At 73.1% G+C, this 22,690-nt stretch carries 15 protein-coding genes; 10 read left to right on the forward strand and 5 right to left on the reverse strand.

Annotated features, from left to right (window positions below; genetic code table 11):
- The first annotated feature begins 338 nt into the window (after window positions 1–338).
- From ACVWNX_RS08390 to ACVWNX_RS08430, 9 genes are all read left to right on the forward strand, one after another.
- On the forward strand, window positions 339–4,385 hold the full coding sequence (locus ACVWNX_RS08390) for a sensor histidine kinase (RefSeq protein WP_454413253.1): 4,047 nt from the start codon (window positions 339–341) through the stop codon (window positions 4,383–4,385).
- Window positions 4,386–4,395: 10 nt separating this feature from the next.
- Window positions 4,396–4,809 carry a roadblock/LC7 domain-containing protein gene (locus ACVWNX_RS08395; protein WP_030787430.1) on the forward strand — a complete coding sequence of 138 codons (414 nt, stop codon included), beginning with the start codon at window positions 4,396–4,398 and terminating at the stop codon, window positions 4,807–4,809.
- Window positions 4,810–4,960: 151 nt separating this feature from the next.
- A complete protein-coding gene (locus tag ACVWNX_RS08400) occupies window positions 4,961–5,371 on the forward strand; it encodes a DUF742 domain-containing protein (RefSeq protein ID WP_454413254.1) in 411 nt (136 codons plus the stop codon).
- Window positions 5,352–5,930 carry a GTP-binding protein gene (locus tag ACVWNX_RS08405; protein WP_454413255.1) on the forward strand — a complete coding sequence of 193 codons (579 nt, stop codon included), beginning with the start codon at window positions 5,352–5,354 and terminating at the stop codon, window positions 5,928–5,930. Before ACVWNX_RS08400 ends, ACVWNX_RS08405 begins: the two co-directional genes overlap by 20 nt.
- Window positions 5,931–6,282: 352 nt before the next feature.
- On the forward strand, window positions 6,283–9,678 hold the full coding sequence (locus ACVWNX_RS08410; protein WP_454413256.1) for a sensor histidine kinase: 3,396 nt from the start codon (window positions 6,283–6,285) through the stop codon (window positions 9,676–9,678).
- Between the two features lie 10 nt (window positions 9,679–9,688).
- Window positions 9,689–10,102, forward strand: a complete 414-nt coding sequence (locus ACVWNX_RS08415; RefSeq protein ID WP_381842007.1) for a roadblock/LC7 domain-containing protein — start codon at window positions 9,689–9,691, stop codon at window positions 10,100–10,102.
- A 153-nt stretch (window positions 10,103–10,255) separates the two neighbouring features.
- The gene (locus ACVWNX_RS08420; protein WP_454413257.1) at window positions 10,256–10,837 is read left to right on the forward strand and encodes a DUF742 domain-containing protein; all 582 of its coding nucleotides are present in this window, start codon (window positions 10,256–10,258) and stop codon (window positions 10,835–10,837) included.
- Window positions 10,818–11,399: a GTP-binding protein gene (locus ACVWNX_RS08425; RefSeq protein ID WP_454413258.1), complete on the forward strand. Its 582-nt coding sequence runs from the start codon at window positions 10,818–10,820 to the stop codon at window positions 11,397–11,399. Before ACVWNX_RS08420 ends, ACVWNX_RS08425 begins: the two co-directional genes overlap by 20 nt.
- A gap of 107 nt (window positions 11,400–11,506) precedes the next feature.
- Complete coding sequence (locus tag ACVWNX_RS08430) at window positions 11,507–12,034, forward strand: DinB family protein (protein ID WP_454413259.1); 528 nt, start codon at window positions 11,507–11,509, stop codon at window positions 12,032–12,034.
- A 145-nt stretch (window positions 12,035–12,179) separates the two neighbouring features.
- Here ACVWNX_RS08430 and ACVWNX_RS08435 read toward each other — a convergent pair whose 3' ends face one another.
- From ACVWNX_RS08435 to ACVWNX_RS08455, 5 genes are all read right to left on the reverse strand, one after another.
- Window positions 12,180–12,392, reverse strand: a complete 213-nt coding sequence (locus tag ACVWNX_RS08435; protein WP_454413260.1) for an acyl-CoA carboxylase epsilon subunit — start codon at window positions 12,390–12,392, stop codon at window positions 12,180–12,182.
- Window positions 12,393–12,438: 46 nt separating this feature from the next.
- A complete protein-coding gene (locus tag ACVWNX_RS08440) occupies window positions 12,439–14,058 on the reverse strand; it encodes an acyl-CoA carboxylase subunit beta (protein WP_454413261.1) in 1,620 nt (539 codons plus the stop codon).
- Window positions 14,059–14,212: 154 nt separating this feature from the next.
- A complete protein-coding gene (locus ACVWNX_RS08445) occupies window positions 14,213–16,717 on the reverse strand; it encodes a polysaccharide lyase 8 family protein (RefSeq protein WP_454413262.1) in 2,505 nt (834 codons plus the stop codon).
- A gap of 149 nt (window positions 16,718–16,866) precedes the next feature.
- Window positions 16,867–20,769, reverse strand: coding sequence for an endo-alpha-N-acetylgalactosaminidase family protein (locus ACVWNX_RS08450; RefSeq protein WP_454413263.1), 3,903 nt, complete (start codon window positions 20,767–20,769; stop codon window positions 16,867–16,869).
- A gap of 231 nt (window positions 20,770–21,000) precedes the next feature.
- Window positions 21,001–21,762, reverse strand: coding sequence for a hypothetical protein (locus ACVWNX_RS08455; protein ID WP_454414677.1), 762 nt, complete (start codon window positions 21,760–21,762; stop codon window positions 21,001–21,003).
- Between the two features lie 314 nt (window positions 21,763–22,076).
- Between ACVWNX_RS08455 and ACVWNX_RS08460 the strand changes: the two genes are divergently transcribed.
- A complete protein-coding gene (locus tag ACVWNX_RS08460) occupies window positions 22,077–22,682 on the forward strand; it encodes a YceI family protein (RefSeq protein WP_454413264.1) in 606 nt (201 codons plus the stop codon).
- Window positions 22,683–22,690 lie beyond the last annotated feature (8 nt).

The raw sequence follows: 22,690 nt of genomic DNA on the forward strand, positions 1-22,690 counted from the left end.
CTGACACCCTCAGCAACTCGTACCTTTGTGCCCGTTCTGCACCGGATAAGCCTCTACGTCAGGTGACCCGCGACTCACGCCCTGTCACCGAGCTCACCGGCTGCCCCTCCGCTCTTGTTGGAGGTCCGGCACTGTGCTGGAATTCCACGGACCGCCGCGGGAACCAGACCGGCGCACGGGGGGCGCAAGGAAGCGCCGACGTGAGCGGCGGAATGAGGACGGCGCCGGTCACTCCACGACCACCCCCCGGGGGCGGCAGCACACCGCGGCCCCCGAACGACGCCGACACCGTCCCACCGCATCGCGGGGGGACGCCTGGTCCAGAGGTTGCGACGCTAGTGCAGGGACGTTTCAAGAGGGATGACAGCGGTCCGGCCGAGCCGGAACCGCGCGGCGGGACCGACCGTGGCTCCTCGCCCCAGCACGCCCAGAACCCGGGACCCGTGTCCGTGGTGAGCAACGGCGACAACGGCGCCCACGCCCATGGCGCGGCGCCCGCCCCGACCGGCCCCCAGGGCCCGTCCGGAGGCCCGCCCGGGCCAGGCGGCACCCCGCCGCCCGCCCCCAAGCCCAAGGCCAAGGACCCGGTGGGTCCCGGATCGCGAATAGCGCTCCGCAACTGGCGCATCTCGACCCGTCTGGTGTCGCTGCTCGCCCTCCCGGTGGTCGCGGCCACCTCGCTGGGCGCGGTGCGGATCAACCAGTCGATGGACGACATCCAGCGGCTCGACAACATGCGGCTGCTGACGGACATCACCAAGCAGGCCATCCAGCTGGCCACCGCGCTCCAGAAGGAGCGCGACCAGACGGCCGGTCCCCTCGCCAACGGGGTCAAGGGCACCGATCTGGAGATCAAGAGCCCCCGGGCGCGTACCGACCGGGCCCGCGACGCCTTCCTCCAGGGGACCAAGGCCGTCGAGGAGGCCGGGGACCGCGAAGGTCTGGAGGGCGTCAACGCCAGCGTCCAGGCCATCGCCGGGCAGCTCATGAACCTGAGCAAGACCCGTGCGAACGCGTTCCAGGACCCGGAGGCCTACTCGACGACCGTCGACGAGTACAACGGACTGGTCGAAGAGCTGCTCGCGCTCTCCCAGGACATGGCGCAGGCCACCAGTAATCCGGAGATGGTCCACCGGACCCGTGCGCTCGCGGCCTTCGCCTCCTCCAAGGAGTACTCCTCGATGCAGCGGGCGATCATCGCCGCCTCGCTGCCGCCCAACAAGAAGTCCCGCCCCAAGATCTCCGAGCTGGACCGCAGCCACGCCCTGAACCTGGGCGTCAAGGCGGACTCCGAGCTGCGTTCCTTCGAGCACCTCTACCAGAACAACGCGGAGCTGCTGCGGCCGATCGACGGCCAGGAACCGGGCATCAAGGAGAGCGACTACTACGCCGACCGCCTCCTCCCGGACAAGGACGGCGCGGCCCGGGTCGACCCGCGGTCCTACAAGGACTGGCTGGACGAGAGCAACACCAAGATCGACGCGATGGCCAAGATCGAGCGGACGCTGCTCGACGAGATGGAGCAGAAGGCCCGCGAACTGCGCAACGAGTCGGAGCGCGGCGCGATCATCAGCGGTGCGCTGATCCTGCTCGTCCTCGGCGTCTCGCTGGTCGGCGCGTTCGTCGTGGCCCGCTCCATGATCCGCTCGCTGCGCCGCCTCCAGGACACGGCCACCCGGGTCGCCCAGGACCGGCTGCCCGAGCTGATCAAGCAGCTCTCCGAGGCCGACCCGCAGGACGTCGACACCTCCGTGGAGTCGGTCGGCGTGCACTCCCGGGACGAGATCGGCCAGGTGGCCGCGGCCTTCGACGACGTGCACCGCGAGGCGGTCCGCCTCGCCGCCGAGCAGGCCCTGCTGCGGGGCAACGTCAACGCGATGTTCACCAACCTCTCGCGCCGGTCCCAGGGCCTCATCCAGCGCCAGCTCTCGCTCATCTCCGAGCTGGAGTCCCGCGAGGCCGACCCCGACCAGCTCTCCTCGCTCTTCAAGCTCGACCACCTCGCGACCCGCATGCGCCGTAACGGCGAGAACCTCCTCGTCCTCGCGGGCGAGGAGCCCGGCCGCCGCTGGACCCGTCCGGTCCCGCTGGTGGACGTGCTGCGCGCCGCCGCCTCCGAGGTGGAGCAGTACGAGCGGATCGAACTCTCCTCGGTGCCCGGCACCGAGGTCGCCGGCCGGGTCGTCAACGACCTCGTGCACCTGCTCGCCGAGCTGCTGGAGAACGCCACCTCGTTCTCCTCCCCGCAGACCAAGGTCAAGGTCACCGGGCACGCGCTGCCCGACGGCCGGGTGCTCATCGAGATCCACGACACCGGCATCGGCCTCTCCCCGGAGGACCTGGCCGCGATCAACGAGCGGCTCGCCTCGCCGCCCATCGTGGACGTCTCGGTCTCCCGGCGCATGGGTCTGTTCGTGGTCGGCCGGCTCTCCCAGCGGCACGGCATCCGGATCCAGCTGCGCCCCTCCGACTCCGGTGGCACGACCGCGCTGGTCATGCTCCCGGTCGACGTCGCGCAGGGCGGCAAGCGGGGCCCGGTCGGCAAGCCGGGCGGTCCCGGCGCGCCCGGCGGAGGTGCCCCCGCGGGCTTCCCCGGTGGCGGTCCCGCCACCGCGCAGGCCTCGCTCGGCGCCCCGGCCGCGCGCCAGAACCGGCCCGGCGGCCAGAACGGCCCGGGTCTGCCGGGCGGTCCCCGCACGGCGCTGCCCGGGGCGGCCCGCCCCGGCGGCGGAGCCGGTGGCCCGCAGGGCCGTCCGGCCCCCGGTGCCGGTGGCTTCGGCCAGGGCGGTCAGCCGTCCGGCGCGGGGCGGCCCGGTGCCCGTCCGCAGGGCGGTCAGCCGCCCGTGGGCGCGCCCTTCGGCGGCGGCCGTCAGGACGGCTTCTCCGGCGGTGACGCGTTCGACGGGTTCGGGCACCGCTCCGGCGGTCCGGCCGACTCCCGTCCGGGACGCCCCGAGCGGGGACCGGCGGGCCAGCCCGGCCCTCGTCCGCAGCTCCCGGCGCGCGGCGGCCCCCGGGCCGAACTGCCCGGCGCGGGCACCCACGGCGAGACCCCGCGCGGTCACGAGGAGCCCGGTGCGGCTCCGTCGTACCCGCGCTTCGACGAGCGCCCCGGCGGGACGGCCGCCCTTCCGGCGGTCGACGGCCGGGGCCCCGGCGGCACGCCGGAGTTCCCCCGGTCCGGGGGCGAGGCCCCGCGTCAGGACTCCGGGTTCACCCGTCCCGGCGAGGGCCAGGACGGTCCCTTCGTCCGCTCCGACGTCTTCGGCGCTCCGGCGGACCAGGGCGGCGCCCAGGGGCCCGCCGACACCGGCCAGTTCCCGGCGGTCCAGCCGACCGGGTACGACGACCGCGGGCGGTCCGCCCCCGGTTACGGCCAGGGTCCGGCGGACACCGGGCAGTTCCCGCGTCCGGTCACCGAGACCGGGGCGTACGAACTCCCCGCGCGGACCGACGGGTACGACGGCTCCGGCCAGGACACCGGCCAGTACGAGCGGCCGTCCCACGACACCGGCCCGTACCAGCGGCCCGGCCAGGACACCGGCTCCTACGAGCGGCCCGCGCCCACCGGCACCACCGGTCCGTACGACCGCACCGCCCACGAGACCGGGGCGTACGAGCGCCCGGCGCACGAGACGGGTCAGTACGAGCGTCCCGGCCAGGACACCGGTCAGTACGAGCGGCCGGGTCAGGACGACGGCCCGTACCAGCGCCCGTCCCACGACACCGGTCAGTACGAACGGCCCGGGCAGGACACCGGCTCCTACGAGCGGCCCGCCCCCGCCGACACCACCGGTCAGTACGAGCGTCCGGCGTACGGGCAGCCGCAGGGCTTCCAGGGTCCCGGAGCCGGACAGCCGGTCCGGCCCCAGGGCGACTCGCTGCCGCCCGCGGGCCCGGGCGACGGCCGGACCCCGCTGTTCGACACCCTGGAGACGGACTGGTTCCGTGGCCAGCGGGCCGACGGGCAGCCGTCCGACGCCGGGCGTCCCGCCTCCGGGGCTCCGGAGCACCCGTCGCTCCCCGAGGAGCGTTCCGGCGCGGACCAGGACGGACGGAACGCCCCGGAGCCGGGCGCCGCCCCGGGTTCCTGGCGGACCTCCCCCAACGACGAGCTCGTCCGGCAGGCCGAGCGGGTGCGCCAGCCCAGCGCGGGCGGCGTCACCACCTCGGGACTGCCCCGACGGGTCCCCCGCGCCAACCTCGTCGCGGGTACGGCTCAGCAGCAACAGCACCAGCCCGGTCAACCCCAGGTCTCGCGCGCCCCCGACGACGTGCGCGGCCGGCTGACCAATCTCCGTAGGGGCATCCAGCAGGGACGGCAGGCCGGCAACGGCCCGTCGACCGGCAGTCATCCCCGCCCCACTCACCAGCAGGAGCACTAAGTTGAGCGCGATGAGCCAGGCGGCACAGAACCTGAACTGGTTGATCACCAACTTCGTGGACAACACCCCCGGGGTGTCCCACACCGTGGTGGTCTCCGCCGACGGACTCCTTCTGGCGATGTCCGAAGGGTTTCCGCGGGACCGGGCCGACCAGCTCGCCGCGGTCGCGTCCGGACTGACCTCGCTGACCGCCGGAGCCTCCCGGATCTTCGAGGGCGGTACCGTGACGCAGACCGTGGTGGAGATGGAACGCGGCTTCCTCTTCATCATGTCGGTCTCCGACGGCTCCTCCCTGGCCGTACTGGCGCACCCCGAGTGCGACATCGGCCTCGTCGGATACGAGATGGCACTCCTGGTCGACCGCGCGGGTGCGGTGCTCACCCCGGACCTGCGCGCCGAACTCCAGGGCAGTCTGCTCCACTGACGCCGCCTTCTCGTCTCCCACCACGTCTGTCCCGTCCGACCCACTCCAGCCGACCGAACCGAACCGACCTCGCCACCGTCAGGCCGCTCATCGGTCCCCCCACCGGCTCTGTCAGACGGCACGCAGACTCCCTGCTGTCCCCGGAGGATTCATGACCCCGCCATCCGCCTCTCACGATCCGTACGGAGCCTCACACCACGCCCCGTACGGGCAGGAGGGCGACCAGCCGCTGGTGCGTCCGTACGCCATGACCGGCGGCCGGACCAGGCCGCGGTACCAGCTCGCCATCGAGGCGTTGGTGAGCACCACCGCCGACCCCGCCGCGCTGATGGGGCTGCTCCCCGAGCACCAGCGGATCTGCCACCTGTGCCGCGAGGTCAAGTCGGTCGCCGAGGTCTCGGCGCTGCTGTCCATGCCGCTCGGCGTGGCCCGGATCCTCGTCGCCGACCTGGCGGAGGCCGGACTGGTCGCGATCCACCAGCCCGGTGGTGACGAGAACGCCGGTGGCCAGCCGGACGTGACACTGCTCGAAAGGGTGCTCAGTGGACTTCGCAAGCTCTGACTCAGGCGCGCGCTCGACCACCAGCGCGAAGATCGTGGTGGCGGGCGGCTTCGGCGTGGGCAAGACCACGTTCGTCGGCGCGGTCTCGGAGATCAACCCGCTGCGTACCGAAGCCGTCATGACCTCCGCCAGCGCGGGAATCGACGACCTCACACACACCGGCGACAAGACCACCACCACGGTGGCCATGGACTTCGGCCGCATCACACTCGACCAGGACCTCATCCTCTACCTCTTCGGCACCCCCGGACAGGACCGCTTCTGGTTCATGTGGGACGACCTCGTCCGCGGCGCCATCGGCGCCGTCGTCCTCGTCGACACCCGACGCCTCGCCGACTGCTTCCCCGCCGTCGACTACTTCGAAAACAGCGGCCTCCCCTTCGTCATCGCCCTCAACGGCTTCGACGGAGCACAGCCCTACACCCCCGACGAAGTCCGCGAAGCACTCCAGATCGGCCCCGACACCCCCATCATCACCACCGACGCACGCCACCGCGCCGACGCCAAAAGCGCCCTCATCACCCTCGTCGAACACGCCCTCATGGCCCGACTGCGGTAGTGATCCAAAGGGTGCCCGGCCTACGGAAGTTGCCGTAGGCAAACGGAAGGCCGCTGTGGAGTGGGACACGCTGAGTGAGCGTGTTCATAACATTTCGAAAGAGAATTGCGGCGACATCACCACGTGCAGCAGTCATGTGGTGCCACTGCGCCACCAGAGCCCCGCCTTTTGGCGGGGCTCGCTCTTTATGACCGTTTTATCTGCGGTCACCTCGCTCCGGAACCAACGCTTCCGACTGTTTGGATTCGCACAGCCCCACGTGCTGGAATGCGCTGAACTGCCCAGTAGACAGGGGCGGCACGGAGACGATGCGGCAGACCGAACGGTGCCGCGCCGAGAGGTTGTTGGTCGAGTGAGGCGAGGCAAGAACAGTGGTCCCGAGCCGTCGGCGCGGGGCAACTTCACCCCGCCGTCCCGCGCGGCGACGGCCCCCTCGGACGGACCCGGCGCGGAACCGCCCGCTCCCTCCGGAGGCCGCTTCTCCCCGCGCAACTGGCGGGTGCCCACCCGGCTCAACGCCATCCTGCTGATCCCCGTCCTGGTCGGCCTGGTCATGGGCGGCTTCCAGGTCAAGGGGTCCGTGGACACCTGGCACGAGGCCGAGGACGCCGAGGCCACCGCCCGGCTGGTCCGGGCCTCCCTCACCTACGCCAACCGGCTGCTGGACGAACGCGACCTCACGGCCGCCCCGCTGCTCCGGGGCAAGGTCGACGACCCCGTCATCGACCGGGCCCGCAAGGCGAGCGACGCCGCCGCCGCCGAGTTCGACCGGGCCGCCGAGGACATGCCGGACACCCCCGGCCTCCAGCGCCGTCTGGAGACCTTCCGCGCGGTCGAGGGCGACCTCGCCGAACTGCGCTCCTCCGCGTACACGGGCCGGCTGCCCGGGATCCGCACCGAAGAGGCGTACATCGAGATCCAGCACCCGCTGATGGAGTTCGCCAACGAACTCGGGCTGGGCACCAGCAACATCACCACCTTCGGGCGGACCGTCTACGCCATCTCGCTGGGCAAGGCGTCCGTCTCGCTCCAGCGTTCGGTCGGCACCCATCTGCTGGTCGCGCCCGGTCCCCGGGCCGCGCACCTGGAGGAGCAGAAGCTCGCCATCGGCAGCTACGCGTATCTCGAACGCATCGCCATGGACGAGTACGCGGGCGGCGGCACCCCCGAGGACATGGAGATCCTGAAGCGGGTCACCCTCAAGGCCGAGGCCGACGCCGAGAAGATGGCCGAGAAGGCCGCCGACGCCGCCGACGCCCGGGGCAAGGCCTACGCCCCGCCGCCCTCCACCACCGAGATGATCGCCCGGATGGCCGCGCTGCCGGACACCGGGCGGGCGGCCCGCGCCCGGCTCGCCGGGGACGGCGTCACCGCCGACAACTGGTGGGGCGTGACCACCCTCAAGTTCGAGGGCTACCGCTCCATCGAGGCCGACCTCGCGGACAAGGCGGTGAACGAGGCCGCCCAGATCGCGGACGACGCCCAGCGCGACACCTTCCTCACCGGCGCGGCCGTGGTGATCGCCCTGCTCACCGCCTTCCTGCTGGCCGGGCTGATGGCCCGGCAGATGAGCCGGTCGATGAGCCTGCTGCGCGGCGCCGCCTTCGGGATCGCCGAGCAGCGGCTGCCGATGCTGGTCGACCAGCTCTCGCGCGCCGAGCCCGGGCGGGTGGACACCCGGGTGGAGCCGCTCCCGGTGCACAGCACCGACGAGATCGGCGAAGTGGCCCGCGCCTTCGACCAGGTGCACCGCGAGGCGGTGCGGCTGGCCGCCGAGCAGGCCCTGCTGCGGGGCAACATCAACGCGATCTTCACCAATCTCTCGCGCCGCAACCAGTCGCTGATCGAGGGGCAGTTGACCCTGATCACCGAGCTGGAGAACAACGAGGCCGACCCGGACCAGCTGGCGAGCCTGTTCCGGCTGGACCATCTGGCCACCCGGATGCGGCGCAACGGCGAGAACCTGCTCATCCTCGCGGGCGAGGAGCCCGGCAGCCGCTGGGACCAGCCGATCCCGCTGGTCGACGTGCTCCGCGCGTCCTCCTCCGAGGTGGAGCAGTACGAGCGCATCGAGCTGTCCGGGGTGGCCGAGGCCGAGATCACCGGCCGGGCCGTCACCGACCTGGTGCACCTGCTCTCCGAACTGCTGGAGAACGCCACCGCGTTCTCCTCCCCCCAGACCAAGGTCAGGGTCACCGCGACCCGGCTGCCCGACGGCCGGATCATGATCGAGATCCATGACAAGGGCATCGGGCTGACCCCCGAGGACTTCGCGGACATCAACCACCGCCTCGCCAGCCCGCCGAGCGTGGACGCCGCGGTCTCCGAGCGCATGGGCCTCTTCGTGGTCGGCAGGCTGGCCGACCGGCACGGCATCCGGGTCCAGCTGCGGCCCTCCGGCGAACAGGCCGGGACGACCTCGCTGGTCATGCTCCCGGACGCGCTCACCCACGGTGACGCCGGACGGCCGGACGAGGGCGCCCCGATGGACGGCGGTCCGGGCACGGCGGGCGGTTTCGCGGGGGACGGGTCCCCCGGGACCACCGGGCCCGTCGGGACCACCGGACCCGCGGGGCCCGTCGGGTCCGTCCCCTCCGCCCCCTCCACCGGCTTCACCGGCGGCGGTCCGGGCGGGTTCTCCCCCGGGGGCCCGTCGGCCGGGGGCCCGGGAACGGGACCCAGGACCGCCGCGGAGCTGGGCTTCGACGACAGCCGCTACCCCCGGGTCCCCGATGACGCCCGGGACCTGGACCCGGTGGACCGCACCGCGTCCGGCACGGAGCACGGAAGCCCCCTCCAGGGCCCCGGAACCCGTCCGGGAACGACGGACCTCCCGCACGACCCGTTCGCCGGCTCCCCCAGCGGAAACGTTCCGGGAACCGGTGGGGACGTGCCGGGGTCCCCGGGCCACCAGCCGCTCCTCCCCCACCAGGAGGACGGGTCCGGGTACCGGGCACCCGGGGCGAACGGATATCCGACACCCGTCCCGGAGGGCTACGGACAGCGGATCCCCGTGGGCGATCCCTACGGCGTCCCCTCTCCTCAGGCCCCCGAGGGCTACCCGGAACAGTCACATCCGGAAGCCGACCGACAGGATCCGGACGGATTCGGCCGCGAACCATTCGGTGCTTATGAGGACCTGTCCCACCAGCCCGACTGGCGGACCCCGGACGCGTACCCGACGGACCTTCCGCAGGCCGGAGCGGGGCATCCGGAATCCTTCCGGCCCGCTGACGCGGACACCGGGGAACGCGTAGGCTTCCACCATCCGGAACCGACCGGGCCCGACGGCCATCCGCTGACCGGCCCCGGGCTGCCCCGCCGTGACTCTCAGACGAGCGGCGGCGGTCTCCTGGACGGAGGTCCGGGGTGGCGGTCGGAAACCGGCCACGGCGGTCCGCGTGACGAGCGGACGGGGGACGACGGGAGCGGGAACGGCGGTGACTGGCGTTCGGCCAACGACGACCGGTGGCAGCGCGCCGAACAGCTCCGCAGGCCCCAGGCCGACGGAGTCACCTCCTCCGGACTGCCGCGCCGGGTGCCCAAGGCCAATCTGGTCGAGGGCGCCGCGCAACAGACACCGCAGGGCGGACCACAGGTCTCCCGCGCTCCCGAGGACGTCCGGGGCAGGCTCAGCAACCTGCGCCGGGGCGTCCAGCAGGGGCGCCAGGCGGGAAGTGAGATGAACGGCCAGACCACTGGGGACGACCACAGTGGTTCTGGGAGCAGCTACCACCAGGAGCGTTAGTGTGAGCCCGATGAGCCAGGCGGCACAGAACCTGAACTGGTTGATCACCAACTTCGTGGACAACACCCCCGGGGTGTCCCACACCGTGGTGGTCTCCGCCGACGGACTCCTTCTGGCGATGTCCGAAGGGTTTCCGCGGGACCGGGCCGACCAGCTCGCCGCGGTCGCGTCCGGACTGACCTCGCTGACCGCCGGAGCCTCCCGCATCTTCGAGGGCGGCAGCGTGAACCAGACCGTGGTGGAGATGGAACGCGGCTTCCTCTTCATCATGTCGATCTCGGACGGCTCCTCCCTGGCCGTGCTGGCGCACCCCGAGGCCGATATCGGTCTGGTCGGGTACGAGATGGCCCTGCTCGTGGACCGCGCGGGCTCGGTGCTCACCCCGGACCTGCGCGCCGAACTCCAGGGCAGCCTGCTCAACTGAGCGGCGTCCACGGGACGTTCCGAGAAGAGGGATACTTCCCGGACGGCATGCCCCTCACCGACAGCCAGGCGGTGCGGACGTCCGTCCCGGGGCCGTAAGGTTTCGGGACGGCTCCACACGGTCGGGTGCCCGGCACAGCAGGAGGAGGAAGAAGTGGCGACATCCCCAGACGGTTCCCCGGGCTGGCCCTACGGCCAGGAGCCGGGCGACGGCTCGCGGAACCGGTACGACTTCCCCTCCGCCCCGAGCAACCGGCCGCAGCAGCGGTCCTTCTCCCCGCAGCCGCAGCAGCCCCAGGGTCCCTCGCCCTACGCGCCGCGGCAGCCGCACGCACCACGCGTTTCCCCCGTGTACCCCCGCAGGTCGCCCCACCCGGCGCCCTCGGGCTCCGCGAGCAACCCCCTCGTGCGTCCGTACGCCATGACCGGCGGCCGGACCAGGCCGCGGTACCAGCTCGCCATCGAGGCGTTGGTGAGCACCACCGCACAACCGCACCAGCTCCAAGGGCAGTTGCCGGAGCACCAGCGGATCTGCAATCTCTGCCGTGAGGTCAAGTCGATCGCCGAGGTCTCGGCGCTGCTGACGATCCCTCTCGGCGTGGCCAGGATCCTCGTCGCCGACTTGGCGGAGGCGGGACTGGTCGCCATTCATCAGCCCGGCGGCGACGAGAACGCCGGGGGCCAGCCAGACGTGACATTGCTCGAAAGGGTGCTCAGTGGACTTCGCAAGCTCTAGCGGCGGATCCGCCCGGTCGACCACCAGCGCGAAGATCGTGGTGGCGGGCGGCTTCGGCGTGGGCAAGACCACGTTCGTCGGCGCGGTCTCGGAGATCAACCCGCTGCGTACCGAAGCCGTCATGACCTCCGCCAGCGCGGGAATCGACGACCTCACACACACCGGCGACAAGACCACCACCACGGTGGCCATGGACTTCGGCCGCATCACACTCGACCAGGACCTCATCCTCTACCTCTTCGGCACCCCCGGACAGGACCGCTTCTGGTTCATGTGGGACGACCTCGTCCGCGGCGCCATCGGCGCCGTCGTCCTCGTCGACACCCGACGCCTCGCCGACTGCTTCCCCGCCGTCGACTACTTCGAAAACAGCGGCCTCCCCTTCGTCATCGCCCTCAACGGCTTCGACGGAGCACAGCCCTACACCCCCGACGAAGTCCGCGAAGCACTCCAGATCGGCCCCGACACCCCCATCATCACCACCGACGCACGCCACCGCGCCGACGCCAAAAGCGCCCTCATCACCCTCGTCGAACACGCCCTCATGGCCCGACTGCGCTGATCCACGGCCGTGTTCACCTCGGACGAGCCGCGCCGGTACCCGTACCGGCGCGGCTCTTTCCGTGTGCCCCCGCCGTGCCGGGGGCGTCCGCGTGCGAGGGTGGGGGCATGACTACCCTTCCCGACGGACGCCGGGTGCCGCCCCCGAGCGGGGACGAACGCACCATGCTGGAGAGCTGGTTGGACCTGCAGCGGGAGACGCTGGCGCTCAAGTGCCGGGGCCTGGACGACATCCAGGCGCGGACCGCCTCGGCCGAGCCGTCCAGCATGACGCTGCTCGGTCTGGTGCAGCACCTGGCGGAGGTCGAACGCAACTGGTTCCAGCGGGTGTTCGCGGGCCGGGAGGAGGGCCGGGTGTACCCGGACTCCGGGGACGACGGCTTCGGCCTGGTCCCGGAACGGGGACTGGAACGGGCCCTCGCGGACTGGCGGGCCGAGATCGGGCGGGGGCGCGCGGTGACCGTCGGCGCCCGGCTGGAGGACCTGGGACGGCTCTCCCCGGAGAACGCCGAGGCGCTCGGCACCGACCGGGTGTCGCTGCGCTGGATCCTGCTGCACCTGATCGAGGAGTACGCCCGGCACAACGGGCACGCGGACCTGCTGCGCGAACGGGTGGACGGCCGCACCGGCGTCTGATCCGCCCGGCGGGGTCCCGCCCCCGAGGGGGCTCCCGGTCCGGGAACGCCGTCGGCCCGCACCGGGATCCGGTGCGGGCCGACGGACGGCGTGCGAGGGGCGGGCGGGTCGGACCCCGCCTGCCGTGGCCTGTTGGCCCGGCGGCTCAGACCCGCCAGCTGTGCGGCGCCTGGAAGCCGTACTGGCGCTCCAGACGGCGCCAGCCCGGACGGGCGGGCGGCGCGGGCGCGGCCTCGGCGGCCGGGGCGGCGGCCCGGGCCAGCAGGATCGCGGTGAGGGCCGCGACCTCCTCGGGTCCGGCATCGCCCTTCTCTACGCGCAGCAGACCGTGGTCGGTCGCGGTGACGGAGGTCGTCATGGGTGCACTTCCCTGGGAGTGAGGGTGGCGGGCAGGGGACGGACGGCTACTGCGGCGGGTTGCCGTGCTTGCGGGACGGCAGGTCCGCGTGCTTCGACCGCAGCATCGCGAGCGAGCGGATCAGGACCTCACGGGTCTCGGTGGGGTCGATGACGTCGTCCACGAGGCCGCGCTCGGCCGCGTAGTACGGGTGCATCAGCTCGGACTTGTACTCCTTGACCATCCGGGTGCGCATGGCGTCCGGGTCGGCGGCACCGGCGATCTGGCGGCGGAAGATGACGTTGGCGGCCCCTTCCGCGCCCATGACCGCGATCTCGTTCGTGGGCCAGGCGAAGGTGAGGTCCGCGCCGATGGACTGGGAGTCCATGACGATGTACGCACCTCCGTACGCCTTGCGCAGGATCAGCGAGATCCTCGGCACGGTGGCGTTGCAGTAGGCGTACAGCAGCTTGGCGCCGTGCCGGATGATCCCGCCGTGTTCCTGGTCCACCCCGGGGAGGAAGCCCGGAACATCCAGCAGGGTCACGATCGGGATATTGAAAGCGTCACACATCTGGACGAAACGCGCAGCTTTTTCCGACGCCTCGATGTCCAGCACCCCGGCGAGGGTCTGCGGCTGGTTGGCGACGATGCCGACGACCTGGCCGTCCAGCCGGGCCAGGGCGCAGATGATGTTGCGCGCCCAGCGCTCGTGGACCTCCAGGTAGTCGCCGTCGTCGACCAGCTCCTCGATGACCTTGGCCATGTCGTAGGGGCGGTTGCCGTCGGCGGGCACCAGGTCGAGCAGCACCTCGGAGCGGCGCTCGGCCGGGTCCTCGGCGACGGTGCGCGGCGGGTTCTCGCGGTTGTTCTGCGGCAGCAGCGACAGCAGGTAGCGGACCTCGGCGATGCAGGTCTCCTCGTCGTCGTACGCAAAGTGCGCGACGCCGGAGGTCTCCGCGTGGACGTCGGCGCCGCCGAGCCCGTTCTGGGTGATCTCCTCACCGGTGACGGCCTTGACGACGTCCGGGCCGGTGATGAACATCTGCGAGGTCTCGCGGACCATGAAGACGAAGTCGGTGAGGGCGGGGCTGTAGGCCGCGCCGCCCGCGCACGGGCCCAGCATCACGCTGATCTGCGGGATCACCCCGGACGCCTTGGTGTTGCGCTGGAAGATCCCGCCGTACCCGGCGAGCGCCGAGACGCCCTCCTGGATCCGGGCGCCCGCCCCGTCGTTCAGCGACACCAGCGGCGCGCCCGCCGCGATCGCCATGTCCATGATCTTGTGGATCTTGGTGGCGTGGGCCTCGCCCAGCGCCCCGCCGAAGATCCGGAAGTCATGCGCGTAGACGAAGACGGTGCGGCCCTCGACGGTGCCCCAGCCGGTGACGACGCCGTCGGTGTAGGGCTTCTTGGCCTCCAGCCCGAAGCCGGTGGCGCGGTGCCTGCGGAGCTGCTCGACCTCCTGGAACGAGCCCGCGTCCAGCAGCAGCTCGATGCGCTCGCGGGACGTCAGCTTGCCCTTGGCGTGCTGGGCCTCGGTGGCCTTCTCGCTCGGGCCGCGCAGCGCCAGCTCGCGGATGGCCCTCAGTTCGGCCACCCGACCGCGCGCGTCGGTCGGCTCGTCCCCCGTGAGTCCGGAGGCGTCCGATGAGCCAGCGGAACCAGTCTCGTCCAAAACGGTCATGTAGCGACCATACGAAGCCGACCAAGGAAATCCGCCCGTTGACTCCTCACAGTCTCGGGACCGTTTTCCTGGTACCCCCGAACAGATCCGCCGGATGACCGTTCCGACCCTCCTGTTCGAGGACCCATGGTGTTGTGGGGTCTCTACAAGACGGTCAGTGGATGGTCACCGTGCAGTGACGGGTGGCGCACGCGGTGCCGGGAGTGACGCGCAGCCTGAGGGCGCGTCCGGCGGCGAGCACCTCCACCCCCGGGCCGCAGGCCGTGACCCGCCGCACCGGACGGTCCCACACCACCTCCAGGGGCCGCCCGGTACGCGGCGGCTCGGCCACGCACAGCGTGACGGTGCCGCCCCGGGCGCGGACCAGGACGCCGGCGGGCGCCGAGACCGCGAGCGGCCCCACCGCGCCCGCCCGCCAGAAGTTCGCGGCCAGCACGCCCAGCGACCGGACCACGACGGCCTGCCGGTCGCCGTCGTTGACGGGGACCGACAGCCAGTGGGGGTCGGCGGCCCGGGCGGCCACGGTGGCGGCCCGCGCCCCCGGCAGCACCGTGTACGCGTACTCCCCCGCCGTGGGGTCGGTGCCGTGGTCCAGCCAGAGGGTCTGCCAGCGGCGGGTGCGGCGCTCGGGGGACCCGCCCTCGTTGATGTCCGCCCAGGCCCCGGTGCGGTCCTCCCGCAGGGTGCGCAGCTCCGGGCCGCCGGAGAGCACCCAGCCGCCGTGCCCTTCGAGGTGCGCCCAGCGGGCGCCGGGTCCGTCCGGGCCGGTGAGCAGCCGTGCGGTGCCCCCGGCGCCCAGCGACCGGTTGTCCACCACCGTCTCCACGGGGACGCCGTCCCGGGCGGTGATCGCGGCCCCCAGACAGACCACCGCGTCGTCCAGGAAGAACCACGACTTCCTGGCCCGCAGGGTGGAGCCCAGCCCGTACAGGTCCTGGCCGAAGGCCGCGAGGACGCCGTCCGTGACGCCGCCGACCCAGCGGCCCGGGGGCCGGGGGGCGCCCCACTCGCCGCCCGCCCGGTCCGGCAGCCGCAGGGTGGAGACGGTGGTGCCGGGCAGCCGGTACCAGTCCACGGTGGGCCAGTACCAGTCGGTGTACTGGTCGGCCGGGCGTCCGGCGGGCCACCACTGGAGCAGCCCGGCGGCGGTGTGCCAGCCGCGCGGGTTCTCCCCGGCCCCGCACTCGTAGTACGAGGTCCGGTGGGAGGCGGTGGCGAGGGCGGCGGTGAAGCCGGGGCGGCGGTGCACCGCGCGGTCCATCGCCGCGAACAGGGTGTGCCCGACGGGTTCCGGGGCGGCGGGCAGCCCACGGGCGGCCACCGCGCGCAGCCGGGCGAGGTCGGCGGTGCCGAACTGGGGCGAGGCGAGCACCGGCAGGACGGTGTCCCGGGCCGTCCAGCCGGTGATCCGGGCGTGCCAGCGGTCCCGCCGGGCCGGGGTCACCCCGTACCCCTCCCCCGTTCCGGGAGCCCCGGCGAGCAGGGCGATCGAGGCGATGACGGCGTGCCCGTGGTAGTGGTCGCCGCGCGGGACGGCGTCGTCGGAACCGGGGGCGGGCAGTCCCCGGCTGACGGCGCGGCCGTTGACCACGTCCATCATCAGCCCGTCGAGGAGCAGCGGGGCGAACGTCCGCTCCACGCTGTCGGCGACGGTGCCCCGGGCCGGGTCGGTCACCTCCCACGGGGAGCCGTCGAGGAGGACCAGCAGCCGGGCCAGCCCGTCCAGCATGACCTGGCCGTAGGTGCCGGTGTACGGGACGGAGCCGTGCTGGAGGAAGGAGCCGTCGGCGTACAGCCCGTCCCCCTCGGTGACGTGCGGGAAGACCGGGGAGAGCGCGTCGCGGGCGAGGGCGAGGCGGTCGCCGTCCCGGCCGAGGACGCCGCGCAGGGCGACCACCCGGCACTGGTCCACCCGGTTGGCCCCGGTGGAGGTGCCGGTGTACTCGCCGAGCGCCCGGTCGGGGACGAAGTGGTCGACGGCCGCGCAGACCGCCGCGCGCCGGGCGTCGGTGAGATGTCCGTCCAGGGCGAGCGCGGTGTCCAGCAGCGGGCGGGGGGTGCCCACGCGCCACTCCCACCAGTTGCCGTGGGGCTCGGTGCCCGGGTGGTAGACGGTGTCGGAGAGGTGGTCGAGGCCGCGCAGCACGGCGGCGAGCAGGGCGGGGTCCCCGGTGCGGCCGGTGCCGGGCTGGACGTACGCCCGGGTCATCGTCCACAGCCGGGTGTGGCTGCGGGTGATCGCGGCGGGCCGGGCGAACGGCTGGTCCGGCCAGAGCGCGGTGGCGTCCGGGGCCATGGACTCCTCCCAGCTCCGGGCCCGCTCGGCGGTGGCGCGCAGCCGGCTCGCGTAGGGCTCGGCGGCCGGGTCGTAGCCGGTGCCGAGGGCGAGGCCGAGCCAGCGGGTCCGCAGCACGGCGAACGGGTCGGCGGCGGGGTCGCCGGACCGGTCGGCGGGCGGGGCGGGGACGGGAGGGGTCGCTGGGGGCGCTACCGGGGAGGGGGGCGCGGAGGCGGGCGGGCGCTCCTCCGGGCGGTGGGGGGCGTACGGGACGGCGCTCGCGGCTCCGGCGAGCAGGACGGCCCGACGGGTGGGGGGCTGCCGGACGGACGCCGGGTGGGCGGGGCCCGGCTGGCCGGAGGTCCCTCGGGTGGGGGTCATACCGGTCCTGGTACCCGGGCGGGGCGGGGGCGGTACGGGTCTTCACCCGTACCCGGCGGGGCGTCACCCGTACCGGGGGCGGCACACCGGGCCGGGCGACGCGGGGTGCGCGCCGCCCGGCCCGGGGACCGGACGTGGACCGGGACGGGTCAGCCCGTGCAGCGGAAGCGGGCGTTCCCCCAGTCGGCGTGGTCGTTGCCGATGCCGTCGCCGCCGTCGCCGACGAGCAGTTCGACGTAACGGGCGCCGGTGACGTCGGCGGTCAGTGACCAGGCGGAGTCGCTGGCCCTCAGCACCGGGGAGGCGGCCTTCTCGGTGCCGTCCGCGAGGACCCGGAACCGGACGCTGCCCCGGCTGGTCTGCACGTCGTCCACCCCGACCTCGGCGGTGAACGCGGTGCACCTGCCGCCGAGGAAGTAGCGGACCTTGGAGGGGGCGTGGGTGCCGAGGCCCTTGGCGTAGGAGACGCCGCCGATCTTCAGCGGGGAGCCGTCACCGGTGCCCGTCTCGCCGTTGGAGCCGTCGCGCTCCACCGGGCCCCAGCCGTTGTCGGCCTCGGTCCAGTCCAGGTCGCTGGCCCAGGCGTCGGCGGTGGGCGGCGGGGGCAGGGTGCGCACCGTGGTCTCGGCGGTGAGCGCGCGGTTCCCGCCGTCCACCGCGTACTCGGCCTTCGCGGTGAGCCGGTACGGGCGGTAGGGGGCGTCGGCGGGCGGGGTGACCCGCCAGGTGGCCTTGGTCTCGCCGCCCGGGGCGACCGGCTCCGGGGTGACGGGTCCGGCGGGTTCGGCGCGCCAGCCCTCCGGCAGCTCCAGGGCGACCCGGAGGTCGCGCGCCTCGGCCCGTTCGAAGCTGGTGAAGGTGGCGGTGACCTCGTTGGCCGCGCCGGGCTCCAGGGTGGCGCCGCCCGTGACCTTGAGCTGGGCGCAGGCCGGTCGTTCGGCGGCCGGGCCAAGGTCGGTGACGGTGAAGCCGTCCAGGACGAAGTCGGCGCTGTCGTCGGCGTCCTGACGCATCCTCAGGCCGACCCAGGTGTCACCGCACCCCGCGGTGACCCGCTCGCTGAAGCGGGTGGTGGCACGCCGTTCGGGCACCGGGGTGACCCGGGTCTCGACGGACCTGGCGGAGCCGCCCGCGGTCTGGTCGTAGCCGGTGACCCAGGCGAAGGAGTCGGCGTGGCTGGACTGGTAGTCGAAGTCGATCCGGTAGGCGCGGCCCGCCTCCAGCGGCACCGAGGCGGGGGTGGTGCGGTAGACGAGACCGCCCTTGTTCCCCTCGTGGGTCTTCAGCGACTCCCCGCCCTCCAGGACGTCGTCCACCAGCTTTCCGTTCCAGCCGGACTGGGTGTAGGGCGCGTTCTTCTGGGCGATGTGGGTGCGCGGGTCGGTGACCCCGCCGGCGGCGCCCTTGACGAAGGGGCCCCAGCCCTGGTCGACGTCCTCGAAGTCCTCGAAGACCACGGTGCCCGCCTTGGTCGCGGGGTCGTTGCGGACCACCCGGACGTCGTCCACCCGGACCGTGGCGTCCGGTCCGGCCGCCGCCTCGACGCGCAGGGTGGCGCGGCCGTCGCGGGGCGCGGTGAAGGTCACCTTGGCGCGCTGCATGGAGGTGCCGTGCCAGTCGCTGGCGGCCACGGTGTTGCGCAGGGCGGAGCGGTCGAGGGAGACCGAGGCGCCCTGGACGCTCAGGGTGGTGCGGCGTTCCTCGCCGGGCTCGACCTCCAGCCAGGCGGAGGCGGTGTACCGCTTTCCGGGGGTGAGGCCGGTCAGGCGCTGGGCGACGGCGGCCCGTCCGGTGCCGCTGAGGGCGGCGCTGTTGCGGCCGTGGTCGTCGGTGTCGCGGACGACCCGTCCGGTGGTGCGCCAGTCGTCGAGCCGGGCGTCGTTGAAGCCGGGGTCCCGGACCCCGCTGCCCTCGCCCCAGGCCGGGTCGACGGCCTTCGGGGCGCCGCCCCGCGCGAAGAGCGCGTACGGCCGTCCGGCCTCGGCGGTGAGGGTGATCCGGCCGTCCCGGGCGCGGACCGTACCGGTCTCGACCCGGCCGTTGTCGGTCAGCTCGTACACGGTGTACGAGGAGCCCGGCACCTCCCAGGTCGTCGTGCCGCCCTTCTTGTTGAAGTGGTAGAGCTTGTCGACGGCCCCGCCCTTGCCGCCCTTGCCCGCGCGGCCGGGTGCCGCACCCTTCCAGGGCAGCAGATAGGTGTCGCCGCTGAGGACCTTGCGGCCCCGGTCGTAGTAGGTGCGGATGCCGTCCTCGACGGTGCCCCGGACCCCGCCGGTGAAGGTGATGTCGTCGTCGTTCCAGCGCAGGATGCGCTGCTGCTGGAGGAACTTGGCGGGCAGGTCCCGTTCCCAGATCGCGGCGTAGAAGTCGTCCCAGTCGTTCTCGCCGGTCCAGCCCTGGAAGTCCTCCAGGATGGTCTGGCCGAGGACGGGGTGGTCGTTCCAGACGTCTTTCTCGCTGTTGCGGATGAAACGGATGATCTTCGAGTTGAGGCCCTTGTTGGTGACCCCGCCGTAGTTGAGGTCATTGGCCCAGTGGGACCACAGGGACTGCCGCTCGAACTTGTCGGCCCACTCGGTGGAGAGGTTCCAGCCCTGGTCGCGGATGGCGCGGGCGGTCCGCTCGGCGATCCAGCCGTGGGAGTAGTAGACGTCCACGTACAGCAGCGAGAGGTTGCGGTGGGTCTCGTCGCGGAGCTGCTTGAACCGGCGGGCCAGGTCCCCGCTGTTCACGTCCCGCCGCTGGTCGATGTAGTAGCTCTGGTTGAGCCAGTTCCAGCCGGGCCGGTCCTTGTCGACGAGTTCCTCGCTGAAGTTCTCCGCCTCGGGGTACGCCTCGGTCGCGTTGACGTGCGCGCCGAAGGTGGCGCCCCACTTCTCGCCGCCGCGCAGCAGCGCGTTGAGGTCCTTGAGACCGCCCGCGCGCTTGTTGACGTCCCCGCCGTAGTCGGGGTGCGCGGAGTCGTGGCCCTCGGACGCGTACCCCTTGAGCAGCGCGAGCTGGCCGAGGCCGTCGGTGGCGAGGGAGATCCGCTTGACGTCGTCCAGGGTGCGCAGGAAGGGGTGGGTGGCCTGGCTGGCGAAGTTGAACGGGATGTGGGTGACGACCCGGTCGGGGGTCAGTTCGGCGCCGGGCGCCTTCACCCCGATGGTCCGGAAGGCGACGGCGGCGTCCTGCCAGTCCACCGTCCGGTCCCCGTTGGCGTCGGGGGTGACGACGACCTTGGCCCAGGGCAGGTCCTCGCCCCGGGCGGGGGTGGACGAGCCCGCGCCCCGGTAGGTCCACTGGCCGGACCAGACGCCGACCCGGGTGGAGCCGTCGGCGGCCTCGCGGGCCTGGCGCCAGAGGCGGGCGTCGTCCCCGTCGGTGGCCCCGGAGGGCTTGTCGTAGGCCGAGTTGGACTCCACGGCGGCGGCCAGCCGGTCGGTGTTGACCAGGGCGTAGGCCGCGCCGCGCGGGGCGGTGTCGGCCGGGGTGTCGGCGGTCACCCGGGCGAAGACGTCGGCGGTGCGGGTGGAGTCGGGGTCGAGCCGGGTGAACGCGGTCGCGGCGCCGCCGTCCCCGCTGCCCACCGAGACCAGGTCGTGGCCGGGGATGTCGAGGGTGCCGACCCGGAACGCCTCGGTGTCGCGGACGGCGGTGACCCGGAAGGTGACGGTCCGGCCGCTGACCCGCAGTTCGGTGTCGATCTCGACGCCGGGCAGCCCGGGGAAGGCGAGGGTGTAGGCGGCCTTGGTCCGGCCGGTCTCCGGGGCGGACGCGAGCCGTACGGCCCGTGGCTCGCCGTTCAGGGTGACCTCGGTGATGGGGGCGGTGGAGCCGAGCAGACGGGCTCCGGTGGCCCGGTCGGTGTAGGCGAGGACCCGGGGGAAGTCCTCGGCCACGGTGACCGAGAGCCGTGCGGAGCGGAGGGTGGGACCGCTGACGGGGTCGGCCGCGACGGGGGCCGCCGTGCCCGGCGCGGTGGGCGCGGCGGCGACGGGGCCCGCCAGGGCGAAGACGGCGGATGAGGCTGCTGCCAGCGCACACGCCGTACGGATTCTTCGGGACATGGGGACTGGTTAGCGGCGGCGGTGACACGTGGTCAACGGACGGGACCCGGCACGGCGGGAGCAGTCCAAGTACCGCCGTCGTTTAGTCCAAGTCGTCGCCCCGGGGCGGGTGGTCGGGGCGGTGCCCCGGCCGGAGGGTGCCCGACGCCCGGCCGGGGTCCGGCCGTCCGACCGCCCGTCGCCGGGGCGGCCGGTCCGGACCGGCCGTTCCGGTGACGGGCGTGCCGGACGTCAGCCGCGCAGCCAGATCCGCAGCGGGCCGACCGGCGCGAACCCGTGCCGCAGGGCGGCGGCCAGGTCCTCGCCGTGTTCGTAGCCGACCACCGGAAGGCCCGGGAACAGCCGGTGCGCGGCGGCCAGCGCTCCCGGCCAGGCCGGGGCGGGGCCGCCCTCGGCACCGGCACCGGCACCGGCGTCGCCCTCGGCGCGGTCCTCGGTGTCCGCGTCGGCGTCGGCGAAGACGTTGGAGACGCCCAGCACCTCGCCGCCGTGGCTCAGCACCGCCCCGGACGTCACCCGGCCGCCGGGGGACCGTCCGGCGAGGACGAGCACCGCCGGGTCGTCGAGCAGGGCGGGACGGAAGAGGTCCGCGCCGTCCGGCCCGCCCTGGGCCAGCGCCCACTCGTGGAGCGCCCGGGGGCCGTCGACCACCTCCCAGCCGGGGCGCGGCGCGGTGGCGGGCGGGCCCGCGGGGCGGTGGATCCACCGGGCCTCGAACAGCACCCGGAACCCGGCCGCCGTCAGATCGAGGTCCGCGAAGGAGTCCTTGACGGTGGCACCCGGCCCGGAGTCGATCCCGGCGAGCACCTCGTCGGGGGAGGTGCCGGGCGCGAGGGTGACCGCGTCGGGGTAGTAGGGCGGGGTACGGACCGGGGCGGTCCAGACGCGTTCCCCGAACGCCCCCGCCACTCCGTGCGTCCGGCTCATCGCGGCACACCACTCGGCGTTGTCCCGCGCGGCAGCCCTGACCAGGGATTCCGGTGTCGTCTTGATGCTCATGAGTGCGGAGCATGACCGTTTCGCGACGCGGGAGCGAGTCCTTTTCCCGGCGGGGCCGGACGGGGCCCTCCCCGGAGCCCTCCCCGGAGCCCTCCGGACGGCTCCGGAGGGCTCCGGCACGCCCCCGCTGGTGCCCGGAGGTCCACACGGACCCGACCGCCACCGTCACGGAAAGCGACGCACCGCACACCCCACGCTCTCAGTTGAAAGTTGAACGGAATACCTCTAGAGTCGTCCCTGTTGAAAGTTCAAGGTTCAACCAAAGCGGCCGTCCCGGGTCGCCACCCCCTACGCACAGGAGCAACGTCATGGGCATCTTCGGCCGCAAGAACGAGTCCACCACCGCCGTCGCCACCCCGGCCGCCACCGACTTCACCCCGCTGACCGGCAGCTACAGCCTCGACCCCGCCCACACCACCATCGGCTTCGTGGCCCGCCACGCCATGGTCACCAACGTCAAGGGCGCGTTCCAGGACGTCAGCGGCACCCTGGACCTGGACGGCGCCGAGCCCAGCAGGTCCGCCGCCGCCCTCGACATCCAGATGGCCAGCATCGACACCGGCAACGCCGACCGCGACGGCCACCTCCGGGGCTCCGACTTCTTCCGGATCGAGGAGTTCCCCACGATGACGTTCCGCTCCACCCGGACCGAGCACCTCGGCGGCGAGGACTTCCGGATCACCGGTGACCTCTCGATCCTCGGCACGACCCGGCCGATCAGCATCGACCTGGAGTTCAACGGCGTCGCGACCGACCCCTTCGGCAACGAGCGCGTCGGGTTCGAGGGCCGGGCCGAGCTGCTGCGCTCCGAGTGGGGCCTGACCTGGAACGCGGCGCTGGAGACGGGCGGCGTCCTGGTCTCCGACAAGATCAAGCTGAACTTCGACATCTCCGCGATCAAGAACGCCGCCTGAGCCGGCCG

The organism is Streptomyces sp. JNUCC 64 (assembly GCF_054484115.1).

Excerpts from the sequence above, each read along its gene's own strand:
- ACVWNX_RS08415 (WP_381842007.1), top strand. The coding sequence starts at position 9,689 with ATGAGCCAGGCGGCACAGAACCTGAACTGGTTGATCACCAACTTCGTG.
- ACVWNX_RS08450 (WP_454413263.1), bottom strand. The coding sequence starts at position 20,769 with ATGTCCCGAAGAATCCGTACGGCGTGTGCGCTGGCAGCAGCCTCATCC.
- ACVWNX_RS08445 (WP_454413262.1), bottom strand. The coding sequence starts at position 16,717 with ATGACCCCCACCCGAGGGACCTCCGGCCAGCCGGGCCCCGCCCACCCG.
- ACVWNX_RS08460 (WP_454413264.1), top strand. The coding sequence starts at position 22,077 with ATGGGCATCTTCGGCCGCAAGAACGAGTCCACCACCGCCGTCGCCACC.
- ACVWNX_RS08435 (WP_454413260.1), bottom strand. The coding sequence starts at position 12,392 with ATGACGACCTCCGTCACCGCGACCGACCACGGTCTGCTGCGCGTAGAG.
- ACVWNX_RS08400 (WP_454413254.1), top strand. The coding sequence starts at position 4,961 with ATGACCCCGCCATCCGCCTCTCACGATCCGTACGGAGCCTCACACCAC.
- ACVWNX_RS08440 (WP_454413261.1), bottom strand. The coding sequence starts at position 14,058 with ATGACCGTTTTGGACGAGACTGGTTCCGCTGGCTCATCGGACGCCTCC.
- ACVWNX_RS08395 (WP_030787430.1), top strand. The coding sequence starts at position 4,396 with ATGAGCCAGGCGGCACAGAACCTGAACTGGTTGATCACCAACTTCGTG.
- ACVWNX_RS08430 (WP_454413259.1), top strand. The coding sequence starts at position 11,507 with ATGACTACCCTTCCCGACGGACGCCGGGTGCCGCCCCCGAGCGGGGAC.